The 22,685-nt window shown below is 60.1% G+C and carries 21 protein-coding genes; 1 reads left to right on the top strand and 20 read right to left on the bottom strand.

The genetic code is table 11. From position 1 onward, the window contains the following. Positions 1 to 7 precede the first annotated feature (7 nt). Genes AC13C0_RS17065 through AC13C0_RS17005 form a run of 13 tightly spaced genes read right to left on the bottom strand, consistent with a single transcriptional unit; the run spans position 8 to position 11,188 of the window. Positions 8 to 898, bottom strand: a complete 891-nt coding sequence (locus AC13C0_RS17065) for a F0F1 ATP synthase subunit gamma (RefSeq protein ID WP_117619194.1) — start codon at positions 896 to 898, stop codon at positions 8 to 10. Continuing rightward, positions 882 to 2,417: a F0F1 ATP synthase subunit alpha gene (locus AC13C0_RS17060; protein WP_482954746.1), complete on the bottom strand. Its 1,536-nt coding sequence runs from the start codon at positions 2,415 to 2,417 to the stop codon at positions 882 to 884. Before AC13C0_RS17060 ends, AC13C0_RS17065 begins: the two co-directional genes overlap by 17 nt. After that, positions 2,410 to 3,177 carry a F0F1 ATP synthase subunit B family protein gene (locus AC13C0_RS17055; RefSeq protein ID WP_117619193.1) on the bottom strand — a complete coding sequence of 256 codons (768 nt, stop codon included), beginning with the start codon at positions 3,175 to 3,177 and terminating at the stop codon, positions 2,410 to 2,412. Before AC13C0_RS17055 ends, AC13C0_RS17060 begins: the two co-directional genes overlap by 8 nt. Before the next feature lie 3 nt (positions 3,178 to 3,180). Beyond that, entirely contained in the window at positions 3,181 to 3,468 is a 288-nt protein-coding gene (locus tag AC13C0_RS17050; RefSeq protein WP_117619192.1) for a F0F1 ATP synthase subunit C, read from the bottom strand. Continuing rightward, positions 3,465 to 4,160, bottom strand: coding sequence for a F0F1 ATP synthase subunit A (locus AC13C0_RS17045; RefSeq protein WP_117619191.1), 696 nt, complete (start codon positions 4,158 to 4,160; stop codon positions 3,465 to 3,467). The genes AC13C0_RS17050 and AC13C0_RS17045 overlap by 4 nt, the downstream gene beginning before the upstream one ends. Then, the gene (locus tag AC13C0_RS17040; RefSeq protein ID WP_205422207.1) at positions 4,160 to 4,456 is read right to left on the bottom strand and encodes an N-ATPase subunit AtpR; all 297 of its coding nucleotides are present in this window, start codon (positions 4,454 to 4,456) and stop codon (positions 4,160 to 4,162) included. The genes AC13C0_RS17045 and AC13C0_RS17040 overlap by 1 nt, the downstream gene beginning before the upstream one ends. Beyond that, complete coding sequence (locus AC13C0_RS17035; RefSeq protein WP_117619189.1) at positions 4,443 to 4,751, bottom strand: AtpZ/AtpI family protein; 309 nt, start codon at positions 4,749 to 4,751, stop codon at positions 4,443 to 4,445. Before AC13C0_RS17035 ends, AC13C0_RS17040 begins: the two co-directional genes overlap by 14 nt. Beyond that, a complete protein-coding gene (locus AC13C0_RS17030) occupies positions 4,748 to 5,158 on the bottom strand; it encodes an ATPase (protein ID WP_117619188.1) in 411 nt (136 codons plus the stop codon). Before AC13C0_RS17030 ends, AC13C0_RS17035 begins: the two co-directional genes overlap by 4 nt. After that, the gene (atpD, locus tag AC13C0_RS17025; protein WP_482954745.1) at positions 5,155 to 6,543 is read right to left on the bottom strand and encodes a F0F1 ATP synthase subunit beta; all 1,389 of its coding nucleotides are present in this window, start codon (positions 6,541 to 6,543) and stop codon (positions 5,155 to 5,157) included. Before atpD ends, AC13C0_RS17030 begins: the two co-directional genes overlap by 4 nt. 12 nt (positions 6,544 to 6,555) lie before the next feature. Continuing rightward, the gene (arcC, locus tag AC13C0_RS17020) at positions 6,556 to 7,464 is read right to left on the bottom strand and encodes a carbamate kinase (protein ID WP_341581171.1); all 909 of its coding nucleotides are present in this window, start codon (positions 7,462 to 7,464) and stop codon (positions 6,556 to 6,558) included. Between the two features lies 1 nt (position 7,465). Further along, positions 7,466 to 8,467 carry an ornithine carbamoyltransferase gene (locus AC13C0_RS17015; RefSeq protein ID WP_117619185.1) on the bottom strand — a complete coding sequence of 334 codons (1,002 nt, stop codon included), beginning with the start codon at positions 8,465 to 8,467 and terminating at the stop codon, positions 7,466 to 7,468. 18 nt (positions 8,468 to 8,485) lie between these two features. Next, complete coding sequence (locus AC13C0_RS17010) at positions 8,486 to 9,715, bottom strand: arginine deiminase (protein WP_341581170.1); 1,230 nt, start codon at positions 9,713 to 9,715, stop codon at positions 8,486 to 8,488. Positions 9,716 to 9,739: 24 nt separating this feature from the next. Further along, complete coding sequence (locus tag AC13C0_RS17005; RefSeq protein ID WP_341581169.1) at positions 9,740 to 11,188, bottom strand: YfcC family protein; 1,449 nt, start codon at positions 11,186 to 11,188, stop codon at positions 9,740 to 9,742. 470 nt (positions 11,189 to 11,658) lie between these two features. On the opposite strand from AC13C0_RS17005, the gene AC13C0_RS17000 reads away from it, so the two are divergent. After that, positions 11,659 to 13,791, top strand: coding sequence for an EAL domain-containing protein (locus AC13C0_RS17000; protein WP_341581168.1), 2,133 nt, complete (start codon positions 11,659 to 11,661; stop codon positions 13,789 to 13,791). 12 nt (positions 13,792 to 13,803) lie between these two features. Here the strand turns inward: AC13C0_RS17000 and AC13C0_RS16995 are convergent, their stop codons facing one another. The 7 genes from AC13C0_RS16995 to AC13C0_RS16965 form a co-directional block, all read right to left on the bottom strand. After that, a complete protein-coding gene (locus AC13C0_RS16995; protein ID WP_117619181.1) occupies positions 13,804 to 14,463 on the bottom strand; it encodes an energy-coupling factor ABC transporter permease in 660 nt (219 codons plus the stop codon). Positions 14,464 to 14,544: 81 nt separating this feature from the next. Beyond that, complete coding sequence (locus AC13C0_RS16990) at positions 14,545 to 16,278, bottom strand: SulP family inorganic anion transporter (protein WP_117619180.1); 1,734 nt, start codon at positions 16,276 to 16,278, stop codon at positions 14,545 to 14,547. 8 nt (positions 16,279 to 16,286) lie between these two features. After that, entirely contained in the window at positions 16,287 to 17,153 is an 867-nt protein-coding gene (locus AC13C0_RS16985) for an MBL fold metallo-hydrolase (protein WP_341581167.1), read from the bottom strand. An 85-nt stretch (positions 17,154 to 17,238) separates the two neighbouring features. Continuing rightward, the gene (locus tag AC13C0_RS16980; protein WP_117619178.1) at positions 17,239 to 18,753 is read right to left on the bottom strand and encodes a GGDEF domain-containing protein; all 1,515 of its coding nucleotides are present in this window, start codon (positions 18,751 to 18,753) and stop codon (positions 17,239 to 17,241) included. A gap of 233 nt (positions 18,754 to 18,986) precedes the next feature. After that, a complete protein-coding gene (locus AC13C0_RS16975; protein WP_117619177.1) occupies positions 18,987 to 19,769 on the bottom strand; it encodes an SDR family oxidoreductase in 783 nt (260 codons plus the stop codon). Continuing rightward, positions 19,756 to 21,942 carry an AMP-binding protein gene (locus AC13C0_RS16970; RefSeq protein ID WP_117619176.1) on the bottom strand — a complete coding sequence of 729 codons (2,187 nt, stop codon included), beginning with the start codon at positions 21,940 to 21,942 and terminating at the stop codon, positions 19,756 to 19,758. The genes AC13C0_RS16975 and AC13C0_RS16970 overlap by 14 nt, the downstream gene beginning before the upstream one ends. Then, the gene (locus AC13C0_RS16965; RefSeq protein ID WP_205422206.1) at positions 21,926 to 22,636 is read right to left on the bottom strand and encodes a thermostable hemolysin; all 711 of its coding nucleotides are present in this window, start codon (positions 22,634 to 22,636) and stop codon (positions 21,926 to 21,928) included. The genes AC13C0_RS16970 and AC13C0_RS16965 overlap by 17 nt, the downstream gene beginning before the upstream one ends. Positions 22,637 to 22,685: the final 49 nt, after the last annotated feature.

Genomic DNA, 22,685 nt, shown 5'->3' with positions numbered 1-22,685 from the left:
GGGCTGCTCATAACGCTGGTGATTCCTTTTTCAGTGCCTCAAAACCGATAATGATGTCCATGAGCTCATTGGTAATCTCATCCTGACGCACCAGCCTGAATTGCCCTCCAACCTCCTCAAGCCGTTCATCAACCGCCTGTTCCGCCTGCTGCATCAACGCAAGCCTGGCCGCGTTCTCGGTGACCATTGCTTCCGCCGATGCCTGAAAAACGCTGGCAAAGATATGGTTACGAAGCAGCGCTGCAAGCAGCGGCGTCGCCTGCATCGTGTAGTCGGGGAGGGACCGGGACTGCCAGCCCACCTTGCCCGGATCCGACAGCAGCGAGGGTGGCAAGGGCAACAACGGGCTTACTGCCGGTTCACGCTGCCCCTTTCCTGCCCGCCGGGTGAACACCAGGGTTACGGCAATCCGGTTATGTACGTCGCCACCCCCGATCTCGTCCAGCCGGGTCACGATGTCACTGGCAAGGCGCCCGATGCCATCGGCCGACGCCGGCGGCAGGAAGGTGACTTCCGGGCCAAGCCCCTGATCGCTGAGGGCGTCATTCATGCGGGCGCCGACGCACAATACCCGGGTACCGCCCTCGCTCCGGGAAGCCTCGATCAATGCCCTCGCGGCAAGCACCTCGTTGTAATTGCCACACAGGCCATGATCAGAGCCGAACACCACCAGAATCCGTTCAGCCCGCGCAGCGACAGGCATCGCAATGGGGCCGGTTTTGGCAACAAATGCCCGGATGCCGGTCAGCACCGTCTGGTGGTAGGACTCAACAGACCTCGCCGCATGCTCATACGGTACCGCGTTGATCGCGGACATGGTTTTCATGGTGTGAACAATGCCGCGAATACTGGTCAGCGTGGCGGTGAGGCGGGACAGGGTTTCAAGTGTCTGGGTCATGGCCATCGCCTCCAGGCAACTTTAACACCTCACGGGCCACCCGCAGGAGGGTTGCCTTTTCGTCGTCGTCCAGAGAACGGTTTTGCCCGATGCTCCCGGCAACGCCTTTCAGGGTGTCGCCGACACCTTCCCGGATCCTGGCCATGGCCTCGGCAACGGCGGTTTCGGACAGTCCGTCGAGCAGCCCTTCCATCGCGGCCATCAGCACCAGAAGCTGTTCCACTGCCGGAACCGGGTCCCGCTCGGGCTGACGCAACGCGGCACGCACGGCAGCCCCGCGGCTCAGGCGGGCCCGGGTGTTATCATCCAGGCGGGTACCAAAACGGGCAAAATCCTCCAGTTCCTCAAACTGGGACAGGGTGACGCGCAGGTTGCCCGCCACATCCCGGAACGCCCGATGCTGGGCCTTGCCCCCTACCCGCGATACGGATAACCCGATATCCACCGCAGGAAACTGGTTTTTTCGCACCAGCCGGGGCGACAGATAGATCTGGCCATCGGTAATCGAAATCAGATTGGTCGGAATGTACGCGGACAGATTTTCCGCCTGCGTTTCGACAATGGGCAGCGCGGTGATGGACCCCCCCCCAGCTTCCGGCGTGAACTGTCCCGCCCGTTCGAGGAGTCGTGCGTGCACATAGAATATGTCACCCGGGAAGGCTTCCCGACCCGGCGGGCGACGCAGTAGCAGGGACAGCTCGCGATAGGAACGGGCATGGTGTGTCAGGTCGTCGAGAACAACCAGCACATCCCTGCCATGGTTTGAAAAGTATTCGGCCATGGTCATCGCCGCATACGGTGCGATGTAGGCGAGGCCCGGCGTGTCCTCATCGCCGGCAGCAACCACGATGGTGTTCGCGATCTGACCACTTTGCCGAAGGGTTTCAATCACACGGGCAACCGCGTCACCGCGCTGGCCGATCGCGCAATAAATGCTGAGAACATTCGAACGGGCCTGGTTGAGAATGGTATCGACAGCAATGGACGTTTTTCCGGTTTGCCGGTCGCCGATAATCAACTCCCGCTGGCCCAGCCCAACGGGCACCGCGCCATCAATCGCCTTGATGCCGGTGGCGAGGGGGCGGGTGACCGGCGCACGGCTCAGTATACCCGGGGCGCTGGCCTCCACCGGCCTTTCCGCGGTCGAGGCCACCCTGCCTTTCCCGTCCCGGGGCTCGCCGGTGGCATCGACAACACGGCCGATGAGGCCAGGCCCCACCGGCACACTGAACACTTTATGAGTCCGCCAGACATCCTCCCCGAACATCACCCGCTCCGAGGGCCCAAGCAGGATAACGCCCAGCCGGCCTGGCTCCAGATCAAGCACCACACCCCGGACACCCGAGGCAAAGACCAGCAGCTCATCCGCCAGGGCCCTCGCCAGGCCAGACACCACGGCAATACCGTCACCCACCTCCGTAACCATGCCCACTTCGGTCAGTGCCAGTGAAGGACTCGGGATGTCCATCAGGGTATCAATGAACCTCTTTGTTGCGGTCATCGCCGGTTCTTCAGCCATGATTGTTTACCCTGCCGGATCCACCGGCGGCCAGCCGGTCTGCCAATAACCCGGTCAGCTCGTCGGTATAACTATCGACTGTCCAGGCCACCTGAACACTGCCGATCCGCAGAATCAGACCAGGAGCCTGACGGGCATCCGTGGTAAAACTCAAGGAAAGACCGGGAGCCAGACGTTCCAGCGCGGCCCTGATCTTTTCCTGCGTGTTCTCCGGAAGCGGCGTATGGGTAGTGGCAATGGCCTGTTCCGAACGGCCAGCAGCGGAGGTAAGCTCCCGTACCAAAGGTTTCAGCTTGCCGATCACATTCAGGGCAATGTGTTCCTCCAGATCCTCATCCGCCAGATCATGCAGTGCCCGGCGAACCAGTCGGTAGAGGGTTTCGGCGCTGGCCAGGTGCAACTCCCTGGTGAATCTTTCCCGCTCTGCCTCCAGATGCGACTGCCAGTCCTGTTTTTCGCGTTCCAGGTTCTTGCGAGTGTCGGCCAGCAGGGCATCTTTCTCTTGTTCCGCCTGCTCGCGAATCCGCTCCGCATTAACGGAGTTATCTGCCAGCAATTTCTGCTTCTGTTCCAGAAACGCGGCTTCGGCTGCGGCGGCTTTTTTCCGGGCGACCTCCGCCTCACCCATGCGTGTTGCGATCTCCGCCTCACGGGCATCAATCCCATTCAGGATGGGCTTGTACAGAAAGCGCTTGAGCAGCCAGACCAGCACAAGAAAGTTGCCAACCTGGGCAAGGATCGTGACCCAGTCAACAGACATGGTTCAACCCGCGGCCGACTGGGCGGACTGTAGAGCCTGATCCCAGAAGGGGTTGGCAAACAGGACGATCATCGCCACGACAAAACAGTAAATTGCCGTGGACTCAATCATTGCCAGGCTGACGAACAGGGTCCGCGAAAGTGTCGATGCCGAATCCGGCTGCTGGGCAATGGCGGCAAGGGCCGCGGCTGCAGCCCTGCCTTCTCCCAGAGCAGGGCCGATTGCACCAAAAGACACGGACAGGCCAGCGGTCAGAATCGAGACCGCGGCAATAAGCGCAAAGTCAGTCATTTGTCGTTCTCCTTGCTCAGGGACTTTCCAGTGGTGGCTGTCGCCGATGAGATATAAACCGTCGCCAGGATGGCGAATATGTAGGCCTGGATCAGGCCCGTCAGCAAACCGAGTACATCCATAACCACGGGAAAAAAGAATGGGGCGACACCCAGCAGGATGCCCGCGATGACCGCGCCGCTCATAACGTTGCCATACAGACGGATGGCCAGGGAGATACCACGCGAGAACTCGCTGATGATATTGAACGGCAACATGATGACGGATGGCTGGATGTAGGTTTTGAGATAGCCACCGATGCCCTGCCGGGTAATCCCGAACAGCGGCACAGCAATCAGTACCGACAACGCCAGGGCAGCGGTGGTGGAGAGCGAGGCAGTCGGCGGGGAAAAGCCCGGCACCACCAGCAGCAGATTCGACAACGCGATGAACAGGAACAGCGTTCCGGAAAAATAGAGCACATGGCGCGAGGCGTGCGGCGAGATTTCCTCGATCTGGCTCTGGATGACCGTCACAATCACTTCCAGGGTGGTGCGCCAGCGGTTTGGTGGCACATCCGGCCGTAAATTGCGGGTAATGAGAATTGAGGCAACGGTCAGTATGATCATGACGATCCACGTATTAACGACCGTTTCGTTAATGCCCATGCCCCAGATCGTGAACACTATGGTCTCATCGGGTGTCAGTTCCATCAGATATCCTCCGGACGTGGCAGGCGGGCAAGCGTGGTAGCAAACAAGCGCACGAGGAAAAAGGCCAGTCCATAACCGGCAAAGGCCCAAGGCAGGGTTACACCGGCAGTCACCAGCCAACCAACGGATAGCAGCAGCCCGATCCGAACCAGAGCGCTGGGCAGAAGCACCGAACTGGGACGGGAGGCACCCAGTGCCACACGCACAGTCACTGCCAGACCCGCAAAATACAGAATGCTCACCACCACACCGGCACCAAAGCCCATCAGCGCGCCCGGCCAGTCAATGATCACCATTATCATCCTCCTCTTCCCTGCTTTCCCTGCTGATCCAGGCCCAGGCAATGAAACCACCCAGGGCGACACCGCCCAGAATCAGCGCAATAACCCACGGAAATTCCTGGGGCAGGTTGCGATCAAGCCACATCCCCAGGAAAGCGCCACCCACGGTCGGGACGGCAATGGACCAGCCAATCATACCGAAGGCCCCCAAACCGCGCAGCGGGCTGACCCCGGGGTTATCCCTGGTTTTTTTCAGACGTCGGGCCCGACGGCCAATATCGTCCTCCGGGGATCCGCGCCGCCGGGTCATGGCTTGGGCCGCTGCAGGTCGGCAAACCGGCGCACCATGCCGGCCTCCAGCCTGGACAGTGCGGATCGGGCCACGCGTTCGTCTTCGTCCACCTCGATAAAATTCTTCTTGACGCTTGCCTGCAGGGAGTCGAGGTTCTCGCCGAGGACACCTCGCCGGATGGCGATATCCACCTGATGGCCTTTTTTCACCAGAATGCCCTCGTCGATGCCGAAGATCTGCTCATTGCCATCCGCCAGGGTCAGAATCAACACCGACGGTTCCAGCGCGGTGACGAAATCAATGTGATTGGGCAATAGCCCGAAGGCTCCGTTTTCCGCCACGGCGAACAGCTTGCGGGCCATGCCCTGATAGAGAACCCGGGTCGGCAGCCTGAGGCACACCTCCATCTCCGTCGCCATTGTCATGCCACCACCTCCGGCAATGCGCCAATCATGTAGTACTCACTTTCGCTCTGCCCGAACTCAGTCTGCTCCAGAATGGTTTCACAGCCATCAAGTGTCTCAGCGATGGTCACACGCTTGCCTTCGGCACCGGTAAAGGCCGCGGTGGTAAAAAACGGCTGGGTCAGGAATCTTTCCAGCCGGCGGGCACGGGCAACGGTTGACCGGTCCGCCGCCGACAGCTCCTCAATGCCCAGCATGGCGATGATATCCCGCAGTTCCTCGTATTCAGCCAGGGTTCGGCGCACCGCCCGGGCAATATCGTAATGTCGCTGCCCGACCACAGAGGGCGTAAGCATGACCGAGGACGATGCCAGGGGATCTATCGCCGGGTACAAACCTTCGCTCGCACGTTTTCGTGACAGCACCACGGAACCGGACAAATGGGAGAAAATATGGGCGGCAGCAGGGTCGGTGAAATCGTCGGCCGGCACGTAAACGGCCTGAACCGACGTGATTGCGGCGCTGCGCGTTGAGGTGATTCTCTCCTCCAGCTCGGCCAGCTCGGTCGCCAGTGTCGGCTGATAGCCAACCCGCGAAGGCATCCGCCCCAGTAGCCCGGACACTTCCGAGCCCGCCTGGACAAAGCGGAAAATGTTGTCGATCAGCAACAGCACATCCCGGTGCTGTTCGTCGCGGAAATATTCCGCCATGGTCAGCGCGGTCTTGCCGATCAGGAACCGGACACCCGGAGCCTCGTTCATTTGCCCGAACAGCATGACGGTGTTATCAAGTACACCGGCCTCGCCCATTTCCCGGTAAAGCTCTTCCGCCTCCCGGGACCGTTCGCCAATACCGCAAAACAGGCTGACGCCCTTGTGTTGCTGAACCGTGTTATGGATCAGTTCGGTAATCAGAACCGTCTTTCCCACCCCGGCGCCACCGAACAGGCCGGTTTTTCCACCCCGCTCAATGGGAGACAGCAGATCAATGGCCTTGATGCCGGTTTCCAGAATCTGGCTTCGGACCACACGGTCTTCCAGCAACGGCGGGAGCTGATGGATAGCGCGGCGCTCACTGGTAGCCGGGACCGGTTGGTTATCCACAGGCGCACCAAATACGTTGAGCATACGCCCCAGTATGGCATCACCCACCGGCACGGTGATCGACGAACCGGTCGCCCGAACCGGCATCCCCAAGCCCAGCCCCTTCACCGGGGCCAATGCCATGCAACGGACCACGCCCTTGTCCTCAAGTGCGGCCACCTCGAGGGCAATCTTGCCAGCGTACAGGAGCTCGCGAATGTGGGGTACCGGCTCAGGAAACCGGACACTCACAACACCGCCCCTGATACCAACGATGATGCCGGTGCCAGGCCCCGGCGACGCGTCCAGCGTATCCTGACTCATAACAGGAACCTGTTACCCGGCAGACACACGAGTGCCTGCCGCCCCCTGAAGTATGGCAATGGCATCCCGCAGCCGGCCGATGCCGCTGAATCCGCCGGCTTCCGCAAATTCACAGGCGGCGGCCAGCTTCGGCCCCATCGAGCCGGCGGGCATATCCAGTGCTCGCGCCTCGGCCACCGTCAGTGTGGAAACCGGCGTCGACTGATCGGTGCCAAAATCCCGGTAGACGGCATCAACATCGGTCAGCAGGAGCAGCGCATCCGCGCCCAGTTGTCTGGCCAGCAGCGCGCTGGCGGCGTCCTTGTCGATGACCGCTTCAATGCCCACCAGACTGCCGTCTTCCCGGCGCAGCACCGGTATTCCGCCACCACCGGTGCAGACCACGACCACACCCTGCTCCAGCAACAGTTGCAACACTCGCAAATCCGGTATTTCCAGGGGTTTGGGGGAGGGCACCACCCGTCGCCACTTGTCACCGTCCGGCGCAATACTCCAGCCCGCGCCTGCTGCCCGGCGCTCGGCCTCAGCGCGTTCGTACACCGGCCCGACAAACTTGGCCGGTTTCGCAAAGGCGGGATCTTTCGGGTCCACCACCACCTGTGTCAGTAAGGTGGCGACCGGACGGTCATGTTCCAGGGCGTTTTCCAGCTCCTGTTCGATCATATAACCGATCATGCCCTCGGTTTCCGCACCCAAAACATCCAGCGGATAAGCCTCATCCGGCTTGTAGGACGCGCCCTGAAGTGCCAGCAACCCCACCTGCGGACCGTTGCCGTGGGTCACTACCAGATCGTGTCCGGCACGGACAATCTGTGCCAGCGATTTGGCCGCGACCTGCACATTACGGCGCTGAGCCTCTGCCGTCAGCGGCTCTCCGCGCTTCAGAAGGGCGTTACCACCCAAAGCTGCGACCACCAGCATGTCAGCCTCCCAGGGTCGCCACGAGGACGGCCTTGATGGTATGCATGCGGTTTTCTGCCTGATCGAAGACGACGGACGCCGGGCTTTCAAACACCTCCTCGGTCACTTCCATGGCGTCGATGCCAAATTCGTCCCGCATTTCCTTACCCACCGTGGTCTCGGTGTTATGGAACGCCGGCAGGCAATGCATGAAGCGCACGCGGGGATTGCCGGCTTTCTCCATCAGCGCGGCGTTGACCTGATAGGGCATCAGCAGCTTGATGCGCTCAGCCCACTTCTCCCTGGGTTCCCCCATGGAGACCCAGACATCGGTATAGACGAAGTCGACACCGGCCACGGCCGCGTCTGTGTCATCGGTGATGGTGATCCGGGCGCCGGTTTCGGCCGCGATTGCCTTCGCCTCATCCTGAACGGCCTGTTTCGGCCAGCAGGCTTGCGGGGCGCACAAACGCACATCCATCCCCATCTTGGCGCCACCGATCAGCAGGCTGTCGCCCATGTTGTTGGCGGCATCGCCGATAAATACATAGGCCACTTCGCGCAGGGGCTTCTCCACATGCTCCTGCATGGTCAGGAAATCCGCCAGTATCTGGGTCGGATGGAACTCGTTGGTCAGCCCGTTGTAGACCGGCACGCCCGCGTATTGCGCCAGCTCTTCCACAATGGTCTGCCCGAAGCCCCGGTACTCGATGGCATCGTAGACCCGGCCCAGCACCCGGGCGGTATCCTTGACCGATTCCTTGTGCCCTATGTGGGTACCGGTCGGCCCCAGGTAGGTCACCCGAGCACCCTGGTCGAAGGCGGCAACTTCGAACCCGACCCGGGTTCGCGTGGAGTTTTTCTCGAAGATCAGCGCGATGTCCTTGCCCTGCAGCCGTGGCACCTCGGTGCCGGCATACTTGGCGGTTTTCAGATCCGCCGCCAGCTTGAGCAGGAAACTGATTTCGCGCGGGGTGTAATCGCGCAGGGTCAGAAAATGCCGGTTCTTGAGGTTAAAAGCCATTACACGTCTCCTTCGCTGTCAGACAGCATCCCTGATGGTTGGGCAACTCATGCAGCGGCCACCGCCGCGGCCCCGGCCCAGCTCGGCACCAGGTATTGCCAGGACCTCGATGCCCGCCGCGGACAGGGCGGCATTGGTATCGTCATTTCGGTCATAACCGACAACCACGCCAGGGCTCAGCGCCAGCACGTTGTTACCGTCGTTCCATTGTTCACGCTCCCGCTCTTCCGGACTGTCGCCACCCGTGGGCACAACCTCCAGGGCCGGGTACCCGAGAATCTCCGCAACCACCTCGAACAAGTGTCGCGATTCCTGCCGGAAGGACAGCGTTTTTGCGCCCTCGCCCGGCCTCAGGTCAAAGCAGATCACGGCATCGGCCACCTCCTTGAAGGCAGTGACCACGTTGCCGCCACAAAACGTAAATACGGTATCCAGATGCATCGCTGAACGGGCTTTCGGCAACTGGCAGGCAACAACCCGATCCACCATGCCACCGTCAAACAGTGCTTTTGACAGCTGGCCAATGGCCTGTGGCGAGGACCTCTCGCCCATCCCGACCAACACTGTACGATTGCCCACCGGCATGACGTCCCCGCCCTCCAGAGTGGCCAGGCCATGGTCCGCCAGAGGATCGCCCCAATGCACCTCTACCTTGCCCGCGAACCTTGGATGAAACTTATAGATAGCTGCCATCAGAAGGGTTTCGGGCCGGCGGGCGGACCAGTACATCGGGTTCAGGGTCACGCCACCATAGATCCAGGCACTGTTGTCCCGGGTGAACAGGAAATTGGGCAGCGGAGGCAGCACGAATCCCAGACGTCCGAGATGGTTACCAAAAAGCCCCACCGGATCAAAGGGCAGATCCGCCACCTCCAGGCCGCCAATCAGGAAATCGGCCAGGGCTTTTCCGGGCAGCTCGTCCATCCAGGCCCGCAGGTCCGACACCATGCCGACACCAATGTGGTTCCAGTTGATCCGGTGGTCCAGCACCCAGGCCCGGCCTTCAGCAATATCCAGGGTTTCCGCCAACAGCTCGTTGACATCCAGGACCTCCGCACCCCGGCTCCGGATGACACTGGCAAACACATCGTGGTCTTTCTGTGCCTGCTTTACCCAGAACACATCGTCAAACAGCAGGGCATCGCAGTTCGACGGCGTCAACCGCCGGTGGGCCAGGCCAGGTCGGCAGACAACGACCTGTCGCAGGGTTCCTGTTTCAGAATGCACTCCAAGGCTTGGTTCAGACATGGCGAAACTCCTTTTTCAGAAAATTCACAGCATGGTGCCGATGCTGATTATCACGCTGATAAACACAGTCAGAATGAGCAGCAAGGGCCAGATAAAGGCGATCCAGCGATCGTAGGAGACCCGGCCGATGGCGAGACCGCCAACCACAACCGCGAAGGTGGGATTGATCAGGTTTACCAGACCGTTGGCAGACTGGTAGGCGGTAACCACCAGATCCCGCCCCACATTCGCGAAGTCCGCCAGCGGTGCCAGAATTGGCATGGACAGGACGGCTAGCCCCGAGGACGAAGGCACAAAGAAGCTCATGCCTACCTCGATCCAGAACATGAGGTTGATAAAAGCCAGCTCCGGCAGACCACCCAGCGAGGTTTCCGCGCTGTGCAGAATGGTGTCGGCGATCATGCCCTGCTCCATGATCACCACGATGCCACGGGCAAGGCCGACCACCAGGGCGACACCTAGAAGATCCCGGGCGCCATCCACAAAGCTGCCGGTCAGTTTCTTTTCGCCCAGGCGGGCAATAAGGCCAATCACAATCGCGGCGCCGAAGAACAGGGCCCCCATTCGTGCCATCCACCAACCCTGGGAGGACACGCCCCAGATCATCACCGCAAAGGTCAGCCCGAAGATAATCAGGGAAATGATCTGAATGGTGGTGAGGCTTGCGCTGTGAATCTCTTCATCATGCCCCTGCAGGAACAGCTTACGGTGGGCTGCCCACTGCTTTGACACCACCGAACGTGACGGGTCTGCCTTGACCCGGTGGGCATACCGCATGACATAGGCAATGCAGATCAGCAGGCCACCGATCAGCAGAATGAAACGCAGCACGATGCCGTCGGTAAACGGTATGCCGGCTGCATTGGCGGCGATCACGGTGGCGAAGGGATTGATGGTGGAGCCAAGCACGCCAACCCCGGCACCGACCAGGATAATGGCAACACCGGTCACTGCGTCGTAGCCGGCCGCGAGTATGACGGGAACCAGAATCGCGTAGAAGGCCAGGGTTTCCTCGGCCATCCCGTAGGTGGTGCCACCCAGGGCAAACAGGGTCATCAGGATAGGAATCATCCAGATTTCATGGCCTTCCAGGTGTCGCATGGCGCTGCGAATGCCGGTATCTATGGCACCGGTTGCATTCATCACCCCGAGAAAGCCCCCGAGAAACAGCACGAACAGGGCAACATCAATGGCGTTGGCCGCGTAACTGTCGGGATCGTAGAACCCGGCAGTCGGTGCCAGCATGACATCAACAAAGCCCTGGGGGTTGGGGTCCACCGTTTGGTAGGTGCCAGGCACAGCAACCTCTCGCCCGACCTCTTCATTCATCGCCCGTTCATATTGCCCTGCCGGGATAATCCAGGTCAGAGCAGCGACCAGGGCAATCAGACAGAACAGAATGGTGTAAGCTGTGGGGAATCGCGAAGCAAGATCGTTTTCGGCATTTTCGGGCGGCGTTTCGTCTTCAGTCACGATGCGGTCTCCTGTCCTTAATCGCATTGTGCAGACAGCTCCTTTCCGGGAACCTCGGGGAGGGGCTGAACACATCCTCACGTGGCTGCGCGCCACTGGTTCAGATCTGCATGGCAACAGCATAGTTCATCAAGTCATTTCCGAAGTTGAGGTAGAGCAAGTTTTAACAGACCCCGAAAAAGCCCCGGTGGCCCAGCTGGCAACCGTGAACACCGACAACAATCTGGCAAAAAACTGACACCCATCAATTCCCTTCGACCAACAACCAATAGTTTTCCAGCGCCGTTCCGGCATCCTATCCTGCCCTATTGGACCCTGATTGGAGAATCCAGACACAGCCAGCCCCATACCCCGACCCGTTGCCTAAACTATGGACGTTGAATGTTTGCTCAACTGCTACACTTACAAAAGTGTCTCAAAGGCAAGGGAGTTCGTAACATTTACCAGCCCAGAAACCGGAATCCGCTCTTATGGCCAGACGCCCGACTGCGATCAATCCGCCCTCAGACATCGACCCCGGTCGGCTCGCCCTGATTGCCTCGGTAACGCCCAACTTTCTGGTCATGCTGGACAACGCGGGGCGTATCGAGTGGGTCAATCCCAGCTTTGAAAAGCACACGGGTTACCGCCTTCATGAGGTTAAGGGGCGCTTCCCGGGAGACGTGTTGTACGGGCCCGGCACGAACCCGGAGACCGCGAAACGCATCAGCCAGAAGCTCCAGCAGGCGGAAGTTATTGAAGAGGATATCCTCCACTACACCAAGGCCGGCTCGCCCTACTGGGTGCATACCTATTGTGTTCCGATCAGTGCCGATCAGGACGTTGGCCAGGGCTTTATCGCTATCCACAACAACATTTCAGACCGCAAACACAGTGAACGCAGCCTGCGTATTGCCGCCAGCGTTTTTGACCACAGCCACGAAGCCATTCTGATTACCGATCAGTCGAACCAGATTCTGGATGTGAATCCCGCGTTTTCCCGGATCACGGGCTACAGCCGCAACGAGGTTCTGGGGCTCAACCCCGCCATTCTCAGTTCCGGGCGCCATTCGGCGGGCTACTACCAGTCCATGTGGCGATCCATCGAGCAAACCGGCCACTGGTGTGGTGAAATCTGGAATCGCCGGAAAAACGGCGAAGAATACATTGAGCTGCTCGCCATCAGCCGCGTACACCTGGACGAACCCGCCCAGCACTACCATGTTGCGGCGTTTTCAGATATCACCGCAATCAAGAACCACGCCAGGGAACTGGAGCGGGCGGCCAACTACGATGACCTGACCGGCTTGCCGAATCGCCAGCTGCTTGAGGCGCGGCTGCGCACCGCCCGGGATCACGCTGACCGGCAAGGCCGCAGCCTGTCGGTCTGCTATCTCGACCTGGACGGGTTCAAGGCCATCAACGACCGCCTGGGACTAGCAGCCGGCGACCAGACGCTGCGAACCCTTTCCGAGCGACTGACCCGGGCATTGCGCAGTGGCGACACCGTGGCCAGGATCGGCGGCGACGAATTTGTTCTGCTGCTGCAGGGCGACGACAACCACGACGCGGTCTATCAGCGCATTCTTGCCACCGTTGGCAAGCCCGTTCCGGTGGGCGACCAGAGCGTTGCCCTGACAGCAAGCCTGGGCATTGCCCGCTACCCGGAAGACGAGGCAGACGCCGAAGGTCTGATCCGCCACGCCGACCAGGCCATGTATTCAGCAAAAGAAAAGGGCCGTAACCAGTATCACTTCTTCGACCCCGGCCTGGATGAGCATCGCCGGAACCGTCGCAACCAGCTGATGGAAATCAGCCGGGCGCTCGAAAATGAGGAATTCGAGCTCTTTTTCCAGCCCCAGGTCCAGGTTACCGACTGCCAGTTGCTTGGCTTCGAGGCGCTGATCCGCTGGAACCACCCGGAAAAGGGCCTGGTTTCTCCGGGTGAGTTTCTGCCCGTTATGGAAAACAGCCACCTGGAGGCTCCCCTGGGCCAGTGGGTGCTGAAAGAGGCCATTTACCGGATGAACGTCTGGAGGGAAGCCGGCGAGAACCTCGCCGTCAGTATCAACATCAGCGCACCACACCTGATGGACAGAAGCTTTATCGACTATCTGAAAAGCTACCTTCACAGCCACCCTGATCTCGATCCGGCGCAGATTACCCTGGAAGTACTGGAAACAACGGCCCTTGAGGATACCAAACGAGCCAGCAATGTCCTCACTCGGTGCCGGAAACTCGGCCTGCAGGTGGCCCTGGATGACTTCGGCACGGGATTTTCATCGCTCACCTACCTGCGCACGCTGCCGGTGGACATCATCAAGATTGACCAGAGTTTCGTGCGGAACATGCTCGAGGATGCCAGCGACCGCGCCATTGTGGAGAGCGTGATCTTCCTGGCCCAGCGGTTTGCCCACCCGGTACTCGCTGAAGGGGTGGAAACCGCGGAACACGCCCGGGCGCTGCGGCAGATGGGCTGTAACTTTGTTCAGGGTTATGGTATCGCCCGCCCGATGCCCGCAGGGGAGGTTCTGGACTGGGCACGCCAGTGGCAGGAACGGGTGGCGTCTGGCAAACACGGGGATGCGTTCAATCCGGTTCTGGCTTCCGGCGAAGGCCTCTGAGCCGGGATGGGCTTATCGGTAACGCCTCTGATCGAGTGTTGTCAGCCGGTCCGGGTGAAACACCATCAGCCCGGTCACCAGGGTGCCATTCACAAAGCCCTCCGGAATCATGAACAGAGGCAGATAGCGCAGGTATTCATGCACCAGCTCATCAAAGGTATAGACGCCGCTGGTCCATAGCATCAGGCACATGACGGTGCCGGCAGCGGCCACCGAAATGCCCGCGCCGAAAAAGCCGCAGAAAAAGATGTAGGCGAAAAAATTCCGGAAATCCCGCCGACGCTCCCAGAGCATGATCCAGTGACTGACAAGTGCCGGCGCCATCACCGTAACCAGGCCGTTGGCGGCAAACATCAGCAACGGCTCGCGGCCGGTAATCACGGTAATCACCAGGGCCAGCAGCCCCGAAAGAACCGCCAGAGCCCAACCCAGCATCAACGTTAAAGCTGTGATACCGAAAATATGGATGGCCAGGCCCGGAGAAATCCCCGCCCGCAACTGCCAGACAAACCCCAGCACCACGGCTGCCCCGAAAAACGAATGCTGGAGTGCGCTATCCTTTCGGAACGCCTGCCAGTCAATCGAACGCACTGCCCGGACCAGAATGACCAGGAAAAGCAGAAGGGTGGTGATCCACTGGCTGGTCGATAGCAGGTTTTCAGTCATGCCCATAGCGAAAATACCGCAGAAACCAGGTCGGGAATGACATCATAACGGCCGGCCCCACCCCCGGCGCAAGCGGATCCTGATTAATCAGGCGACCTGTTTTTCGAGCTTGCCAGGGTCGGTCAGGCGCTGCCAGGCTTCGTAGGTGCTCAAATACACCTCGCCGCCCAGGTGGGAAAGCAGTTCCGTACCCTTCAGCCTGTCCATCACCGGCCCTTTCACCTCGGAAAGATGCAACCGGACCCCGGCATCCTTCAGGCGCTCGTTGATAGTTTCAAGGCTTTCCAGCGCAGAGGCATCCACCAGGTTGACCGCCGGACACACCAGCACCAGGTCTTTCAGTTCCGGTTCCCGGGTCAACAGATCCATCACGGTTTCCTCGAGGAAACGGGCGTTGGCGAAGTAGAGGCTTTCATCCACTCTCAGGAAGGTGACCTTGGGGCACAGCTCCACGTCGTGGCGGAGCACATTGCGGAAGTGCTCAGTGCCGGGCACCCGGCCAACTACCGCGCTGTGAGGACGGCTGGTACGATACAGGAACAGCCCGATGGACAAGGCCACACCCGCGATGAGGCCCGCCTCCACACTGTGCACCAGTGTCAGCACGATAGTGGCGAGCATGGCACCGAAATCCGTCCGGGAATAACGCCAGGTGCGGCCCAGGGCCGGAAAGTCGATCAGGGTGGCGACGGCAACAATGATGGTTGCCGCCAGAGTCGCCTGGGGCAGATACGCAATCGCCGGCGTCAGGAACAGCGTTGCCAGGGCAATGCCCACCGCCGCATAGGCGCCCGCGGCCGGCGTTTCGGCACCGGCATCAAAGTTGACCACTGAGCGGGAGAAACCGCCGGTTACCGGCATACCGCCGGAAAAGCCGGCGCCCAGGTTGGCGGTACCCAGGCCAATCAGTTCCTGGTCCGGATCGATTCGCTGGCGCCGCTTGGCGGCCAGAGTCTGGCCGACGGATACCGATTCCACGAAACCGACCACGCTGATCAGCAGGGCGCTAACCGCCAGTTGCTGCCACAGCCCCATATCCAGACTGGGCAAAGCCAGCTCCGGCAATCCCCGGGGAACATCGCCCACCAGGCGCACACCCCGGGCATCAAGCTGGAACTGCCAGGCCACCAGGGTGGTGGCCAGAACCGCCAGAATGGGAGCGGTTTTGGTCAGGATATCCGCCCTTCCCGGCGCCAGCCCCACAGCCATCAGAAGCGGCTTCAGGCGCTTGCGTGCCAGCACCAGAAACAGCAGCGCGCCGATGCCAACGGCCAGGGTCGCCGGATTGGTATCGCCGATCGACCGGATCAGGGACTGGCCAATCGCCAACAGGTTGTGGCCGGAGGCCTGAATCCCGAAAATATGCTTGAGCTGGCTGGCCGCAATGACAATACCGGAGGCGGTAATAAAGCCGGAAATGACCGGGTGACTGAGGAAATTGGCGAGGAAGCCAAGCCTGAAAATACCCATTAGGGTCAGCATCAGGCCTGACATGACCGCCAGCAGAATCGCTCCGGAAACGTATTCCGGAGTACCCGCTTCCGCCAGCGGCGCCAGCGCGGCCGCGGTCATCAGGGAAGCCACCGCCACCGGTCCTACGGACAAGGTGCGGCTGGTACCGAACACGGCATAGATCACCAGCGGCAGGATACTGGCGTACAGCCCCACCTGGGCGGGCAGGCCTGCCAGCAAGGCGTAAGCCAGGGACTGGGGAATCAGCATCACGGTCACGATAACCGCGGCCACCAGATCACTGGTGGCCTGATTGCGCCTGTACTGTGGCGCCCAGTCAAGAATGGGCAGATAGCGTTTAAGATTCATCGTGAATCTCAGAACAGGTTAACTGGCACTTTCAGGTAAACCTGCCCATTGTCTTCGGCAGGCGGCATGTGCCCTGCCCGCATATTGACCTGCACCGACGGCAGAATCAGCTGCGGCATATCCAGTGTCGCGTCCCGTTCGGTCCGCATCTTCACAAACTCTTCCTCGGAAACACCCTCATGAACATGAATGTTCGCTTTACGTTGTTCAGCCACAGTGGTCATGTGCTGGTATTCATCACGCCCCGGCGCCTTGTAATCGTGACAGAGGAAGATGCGGGTTTCCGCCGGCAGGGCCAGCACCTTCTGGATGGACCGGTACAGGGTGCGGGCATCTCCCCCGGGAAAATCACAGCGGGCAGTGCCGTAATCCGGCATGAACAGGGTATCCCCGACAAAGGCGGCGTCGCCGATGACATAGGTCAGGCAGGCAGGTGTATGACCAGGCGTATGCAATACCCGCCCTTCAAGGCCGCCAATGGCAAAGGTGTCCCCTTCGCGGAAAAGCTGGTCAAACTGGCTGCCGTCGCGCAGGAATTCAGTACCGGCGTTGAACGCCTTGCCGAAAATCTCCTGAACGTCACGGATGTGCGCGCCAATGCCGGTTTTACCACCCAGCTTCTCGTGCAGGTAGGGCGCGGCAGACAAGTGGTCTGCGTGCACGTGGGTTTCCAGAACCCACTCAACGTTCAGGTCGTTACTGCGAATATACTCAATGATCTGGTCGGCAGACCGAACGTCGGTGGTACCGGCGGCATAATCAAAATCCAGGACAGAATCGAGAATGGCGCAGGCCTGGCTTTCCGGGTCCCGCACTACATAACTGAAGGTGTTGGTGGGTTCATCAAAAAAATGCTGAACGGTCGGGTTGCTCATGACTGTCACCTCTATCGGAGTTGATATCTAGAGATTTAATTCTAAAGATATACTATCTAGTAATATGAGGTGAAATGATCTCTCCTTATATGCGCAATGTCCCTGATGCATCGACAAGGCAGCCCCTGCCCGACTGCTTGGCAAGATACAGCCGGTCATCTGCCCGGGCAATGAGGGCATCCGGGCTCGCCGGGATCTCGGCCAGCTCTTCAATACCAGCCACACCGGCGCTGACCGTGACGGGAACGATCTGGTCATCAAACACAAACGTCTCGTCATACACCGCTTCCAGAATCCGGAGAACGAGCTGACGCACATCGTTGACTTCAACAGCGTTGAAGACAACGATGAACTCCTCCCCTCCAAAGCGGGCCACAACATCCATGGACCGGGTCTGCTGGTTCAGGATCTCGGCAAACCGCTGGAGGATATAGTCTCCCCCCAGATGTCCGACGGAATCGTTTATCCGCTTGAAATGGTCAATATCGAACATTGCCAGGGCAAACCCCTCACCACGCCGGTTACTCCGGCTCAGCATCTCGTTCAACCTTGGCATCAGGTAGCGACGGTTGTGCAGCCCGGTAAGAGGGTCCCGGATTGACTGATTCAGCAACTCCTCTTCCAGGCGGTGACGTTCCAGCGCCCCCGACAGCAGCCCGGAAACGATGATAAGCAGATCAGCCTGATCCTGGCGCCATTCACGACGCCGTAATGAGTCCACGCCAAAGAAACCGGTGACCCGGCCACGGACCCGGATGGGCATACAGAACATGGAAGAAACACCCTGCGCCTGAAGCAGTGCACGTTCCGGCGCGGCTTCGTGCGGAAGACTGTCTACATCTTCAATGAAAACCGCCCGATTGCCGGCCACCATGCCGTCGATTTTTTCCTGCCACCAGTAAAAGTCCTCAATCGAAACCTCCTGCTGGGAGTCGATCAGCGCCTGAACGCCATCACGACACCATTCATGGGTGTTGGTCATGAGCGCATAGTTGTCTGAGAACCGGTACAAGTAAGCCCGGTCTACGTCGAAGAATTCACCGATCGACCTGAGCAGTTCGTCAATGCACTCATCAATGGTGCCAAAACCAAGGTTGATAAACTCGGTGGACAGGCGGGCAATCAGTTTCTGAAAGCCCGCCTGGAAGGAAAACTCGGACTCGCTTTCCCGGAGGCTACGCTCCAGGTTTTTGTAATGCTGAATGTTGTGAAACTGACCGTACCAGACAGTACTGCCGTCAGGCTGGCGTTCCGGTGCCGAATACGCCTCGAACCATTCGTATTCCCCATGACTGAGCCTCAGGCGGGCGCAATAACACCAGGGCTCCAGTTTGAGTGCCGATTCCTGAATGCTTGCCATGACGGCGGAGGCGTCGTCCGGATGAATCACAGAGAACACGGCATCGGCGTTTTCATTGAGTACCGAAGGATCGATACCAAAAAGCGTCTGCACCTGATTGCTGACAAAAGGGTAGTGGTGGGACTGTCCGTCAGCACTCAGCCAGTAGGTAAAGAGCACACCAGGAACGCCCGAAGCCAGCTTCTGAAAAAACCGGGCAGACATGGGGAATTTCTGCCCGTTATTGGACCTGGTTGCCATGGACAATACGTCTCCCTGACAGAGGCTTTGCCCCTTCTCATAAAAGAGTGTAGTTCACCATGACAGGGGCAGCGAACCCATGGGAGTCTGATACCGTCCGGATTAATGGCCAGTGCTCTCTGCAGGTAGTTCCGGGCTTTGTCGTCGTCACCGAATCCCAGTGGCCAACCGGGTACCCGATAGTAGAGACTGCCGAGGGAGGAGCACCCAGGCCATCATCAGAACCATCCACTTCATGACAATACCCCTGAATTGAGAAAACGCCGGATGATCGGCAGTTGCTTGAGCATGGCTTTATCGACGAGGCGCGGGAGCACTCCGTTGATGACCACGAACAGTTTCTCCGGCCAGCCAAGGAACCGGCGGCGGTCATCATTCACCATGGCTTCCAGAATCTGGGATGCCACCGCCTCCGGTGTGTCGACGCTGTTGCCGAGGGCCCGGTTAAGCTCATTCACTTCTTCCGGATTCATTTCCGTGGCGGTGGCCCGGGGCGCCACGTAAACCACCTGAACGGCGGTATCCGCCAATTCCCGGCGCAGTGCCTCGGTGAAACCGCGAAGGCCGAATTTTGTGGCGCAGTAGGCGGTATAGCCGGGGAAACCGATGCTGCCGAAGGTGGACCCCACAAACACCAGAGCACCGCTCCCGGACTTCTCGAATCTGGGTGCAAAATGCCTGGCCACCAGCATGGCAGAGCGAAGGTTCACGGTGAGCTGGGTGTCCAGTTCACCAACGGCCATGGCCGGGAGCCCGGCGAAGCGATTCTGGCCGGCACAGTGGATCACCCCGTCAATATCCGGATAGGCTTCACTCAAGCGCAGCAACTGCTGGTCGAGATCGGCGGCAGCCAGATCCAGGTGCACCACGGACACCCCTTCCCGGTGTCCGATCTTTTCCGGATGCCGGGAAGCAACAATCACTCTCGCTCCGGCGCGCACCAGCGGATCCACCAGCGCCTTGCCAATACCACCGGTGCCACCGAGCAGGAGGAATACCCGGTCATGCAGCCTCATGATTCTGCCCCTTTCGGCTGGCCGGCAGCGGTATACTGTGCAACATGTCGCCATAGAGCCTGTACACCACCCGGGCGGCATCAATAATGGCCTGCTGGTCGTCCGGGTCTGTGACGTCATTCATCAGGTTGCGGAAAAACTCAAAGTGTTCCTGGTCCAGGGCACCATGGGAATACAGGTAGCTGAATGCCTCATCAGCAAGGCCCAAAAGCTTCTGGATCTGCTCACCCAGTGGTGTCGCCAGTTCGATGGAAGTGCCTTCAAGCACCTGAACCATCCCGAAGAACACCGCAGGGTTGCCCCGGTTAATCTGGTCGTACAGATACGAAACCATGAGCTCGATGGACAGGTCCGGCTTGCCGTTGCGAACCTGTTCCTTGTCGGCACCGCAGGCTTCCAGATCATTCAGGATCCACTCGTGGTGGCCATATTCCTCGTCGATGTATTCAACCAGCGCCTTGCGGACGAACTCCATCCGTTCGGGCAATCGGGCACCGCAGGCCATCATCAGAGGGACCGTGTGCTTGACGTGGTGGTAGGCCTGGGTCAGAAACCAGGTGTAGGCCTCAAGACTGAAACGCCCCTCGGCAATCGCCTTGACCACAGGCGCGCCGGTGACGTGCACCCGGGCCCCTGCTGTTTCCTGCTGCAATCTGTCAAAAAATGCCATGTGAGATTCTCCTGGCGTGTTGGATGAGGCTGAACAAGCAACCGTTACGTTCATGAAAATCTGAAAACTGTCGGAAATCAGCGTCGGCAGGTCGGCCTGGATTCTGTGGCGTACCGGCCTGCCGTTTGTGGTCAGATGGCCGCTAGCCTGTGTCAGGAGCTGCCGGCGAATGTAGAGTGCTTCCAGCCGGGCATAGTCCGGCAAGCCGGCATTGAGCGCAGTCAGCGCTGAACGCAACTGCTCCGGCGAGCGGCCATCCCGGATAACCACCAGCGCGCCCGGGTTCGGATCGCCGTCTCCAAATACCACCGCCTGCTGGGCACCGAGGGCCTGGATCAGTTCGCTCTCCAGCCATTCGGGGCTGATGTTGCGGCCGAAACTGGTAATCAGAAGATTCTTGGCACGGCCATTCACCATCAGAAATCCGTCAGGACTGAGGCGCCCCAGATCCCCGGTATCCAGCCACTCGTCACCTTCGGGTTCATCGCCCAGATAGCCCAGGTGGGTATTGCCACGGACCAGAATGTGGTGGTCCGAATCCACCATCACTTCAACGTGGGGAAGCGGCTTGCCAACGGTGCCTTCGCATTCATCACCGGGTACGTTGAGGGCAACCACAGAACTGCATTCCGACAGGCCATAGCCCTCGTAGAGGGGCAGTCCGACGGCACGGCCACGGGCCAGCAACTCCGGAGACACCCGGCCACCGCCAACGGCGAGAAACCGGAACCACCGGTTGTCCAGCTGTCCCTGTTCGGCGGCCGCCACCAGCGCCATGGCCAGCTCCGGCACCAGAATCAGTGACTGCGGCTTGCTCTGGTTGATGCCCGCCACCAGCCGACCAAGGTCCAGACCGCTGCTGCCGGTCATCCCCAGGCTCAGCAGGGGTTCCACGGTGACGGTGGCGCCCATCAGCAGGGGCAGGTACACACCCGCAATATTCTCCAGCAGCGTGGCCAGTGGCAGGATGCACAGGTGCTGTTGCAGCTGTACGCCTGCCAGTCGGTCTTTCAGGGCCAGCGTGGTTGACGTCATCTGTGCTGAGGACAGGCACACACCTTTGGGCGTGCCAGTGCTGCCGGAGGTGAACGTAATCTTGGCGGTGGTTTCCGGCATCCAGGCCCCGGCTGCGGTCACCGGCAGGTGCTGGAGCCAGACACCATGGCCCAGATGCTCACTGCCGGTACCCTGCTCACCGGATAGCAGGCAGTCGAGGCCCGCCCGTTCGATCAGGTGCGACGCCTGGAATTTCGAGAAAAAAACCGGCACCGGGACGCACACGACCTCTGCCAGCAGGCAGGCAAGATCGGCCAGAATCCAGGCCAGGGAATTGTCCCCGCACAGGCCAACACGGTTTACTCCCAACAGCCGCAACTGATCGGCCAGAGCTTCGGCCGCCTGCATCATCTGGCTATAACTGATTGCCGAATCCAGCCCCTGCAGGGCAGTGCGTGAGGGGTGAGCCAGTGCCTGGCGCTGGAGCAATTCAGGCAAGGCGGCCATAAGCACCCTCCTGAGCCGCGCCTCCGGCATCAATGACCGGAGCAACCGGCTGAGTTACCCGTAAAAGGCCCGCCTGGCGAAGGGCGGCAAGCCCGTCCGAGACCCTGATAGCCATCACCACCGGGTGGTGATCGTAGTACCGGCCCCAACCGGCGCCGCCGCCCGGAAGCCGGGCAGGGTCCGCATCACCCAGAACCTGCGTGGCGATCCCCAGGCGATGGAAGCTATTGCGGAGCTGGTCAGTGCCGGTGCACACCACCCAGTCGTAACCGGCGCCATCCAGCCAGACCGACAGAGAGGCAAACAGAAAACGGCTGACACCGGCCTCGACACCGGCCAGGTGGGCAATCTCGGCGATCCTGTGGCGCTCGATACCCGGAACCGGCATCATCGTTTCCACCGGAACCGACAGATAATCCTCCAGAAACAGCTTCTCCAGCGCCGCATTGCGCACACCCACTGCCGCCAGCAAGGTTCCCTGAGCCGTCGTCAGGGCCAGAAGAGCCGGCAGGCGTAGACAAGGTTCGGCGCCATAAGCATGAAGAAAGCGGCGGCGTATAAAACCCGCGACTGTCTCAGCCATCGGGGTATCCGGGCGGATTTCGTTAAACCAGCGACCGGCACAACGGATGACAGGCACCACGTCCCCGGAATCCGGTGGGCAACAGGTCGACATTGTCAGCGGGTCTGTCATGGGTATTCTCCGGTCACACGGCCTTGTGGCCCCTTCCATCACGACCGCC

It is taken from the genome of Marinobacter sp. B-21, from assembly GCF_056857895.1.
Note: the sequence above shows the minus strand (reverse complement) of the source record. Positions and strands in the feature narration are given on the sequence as shown.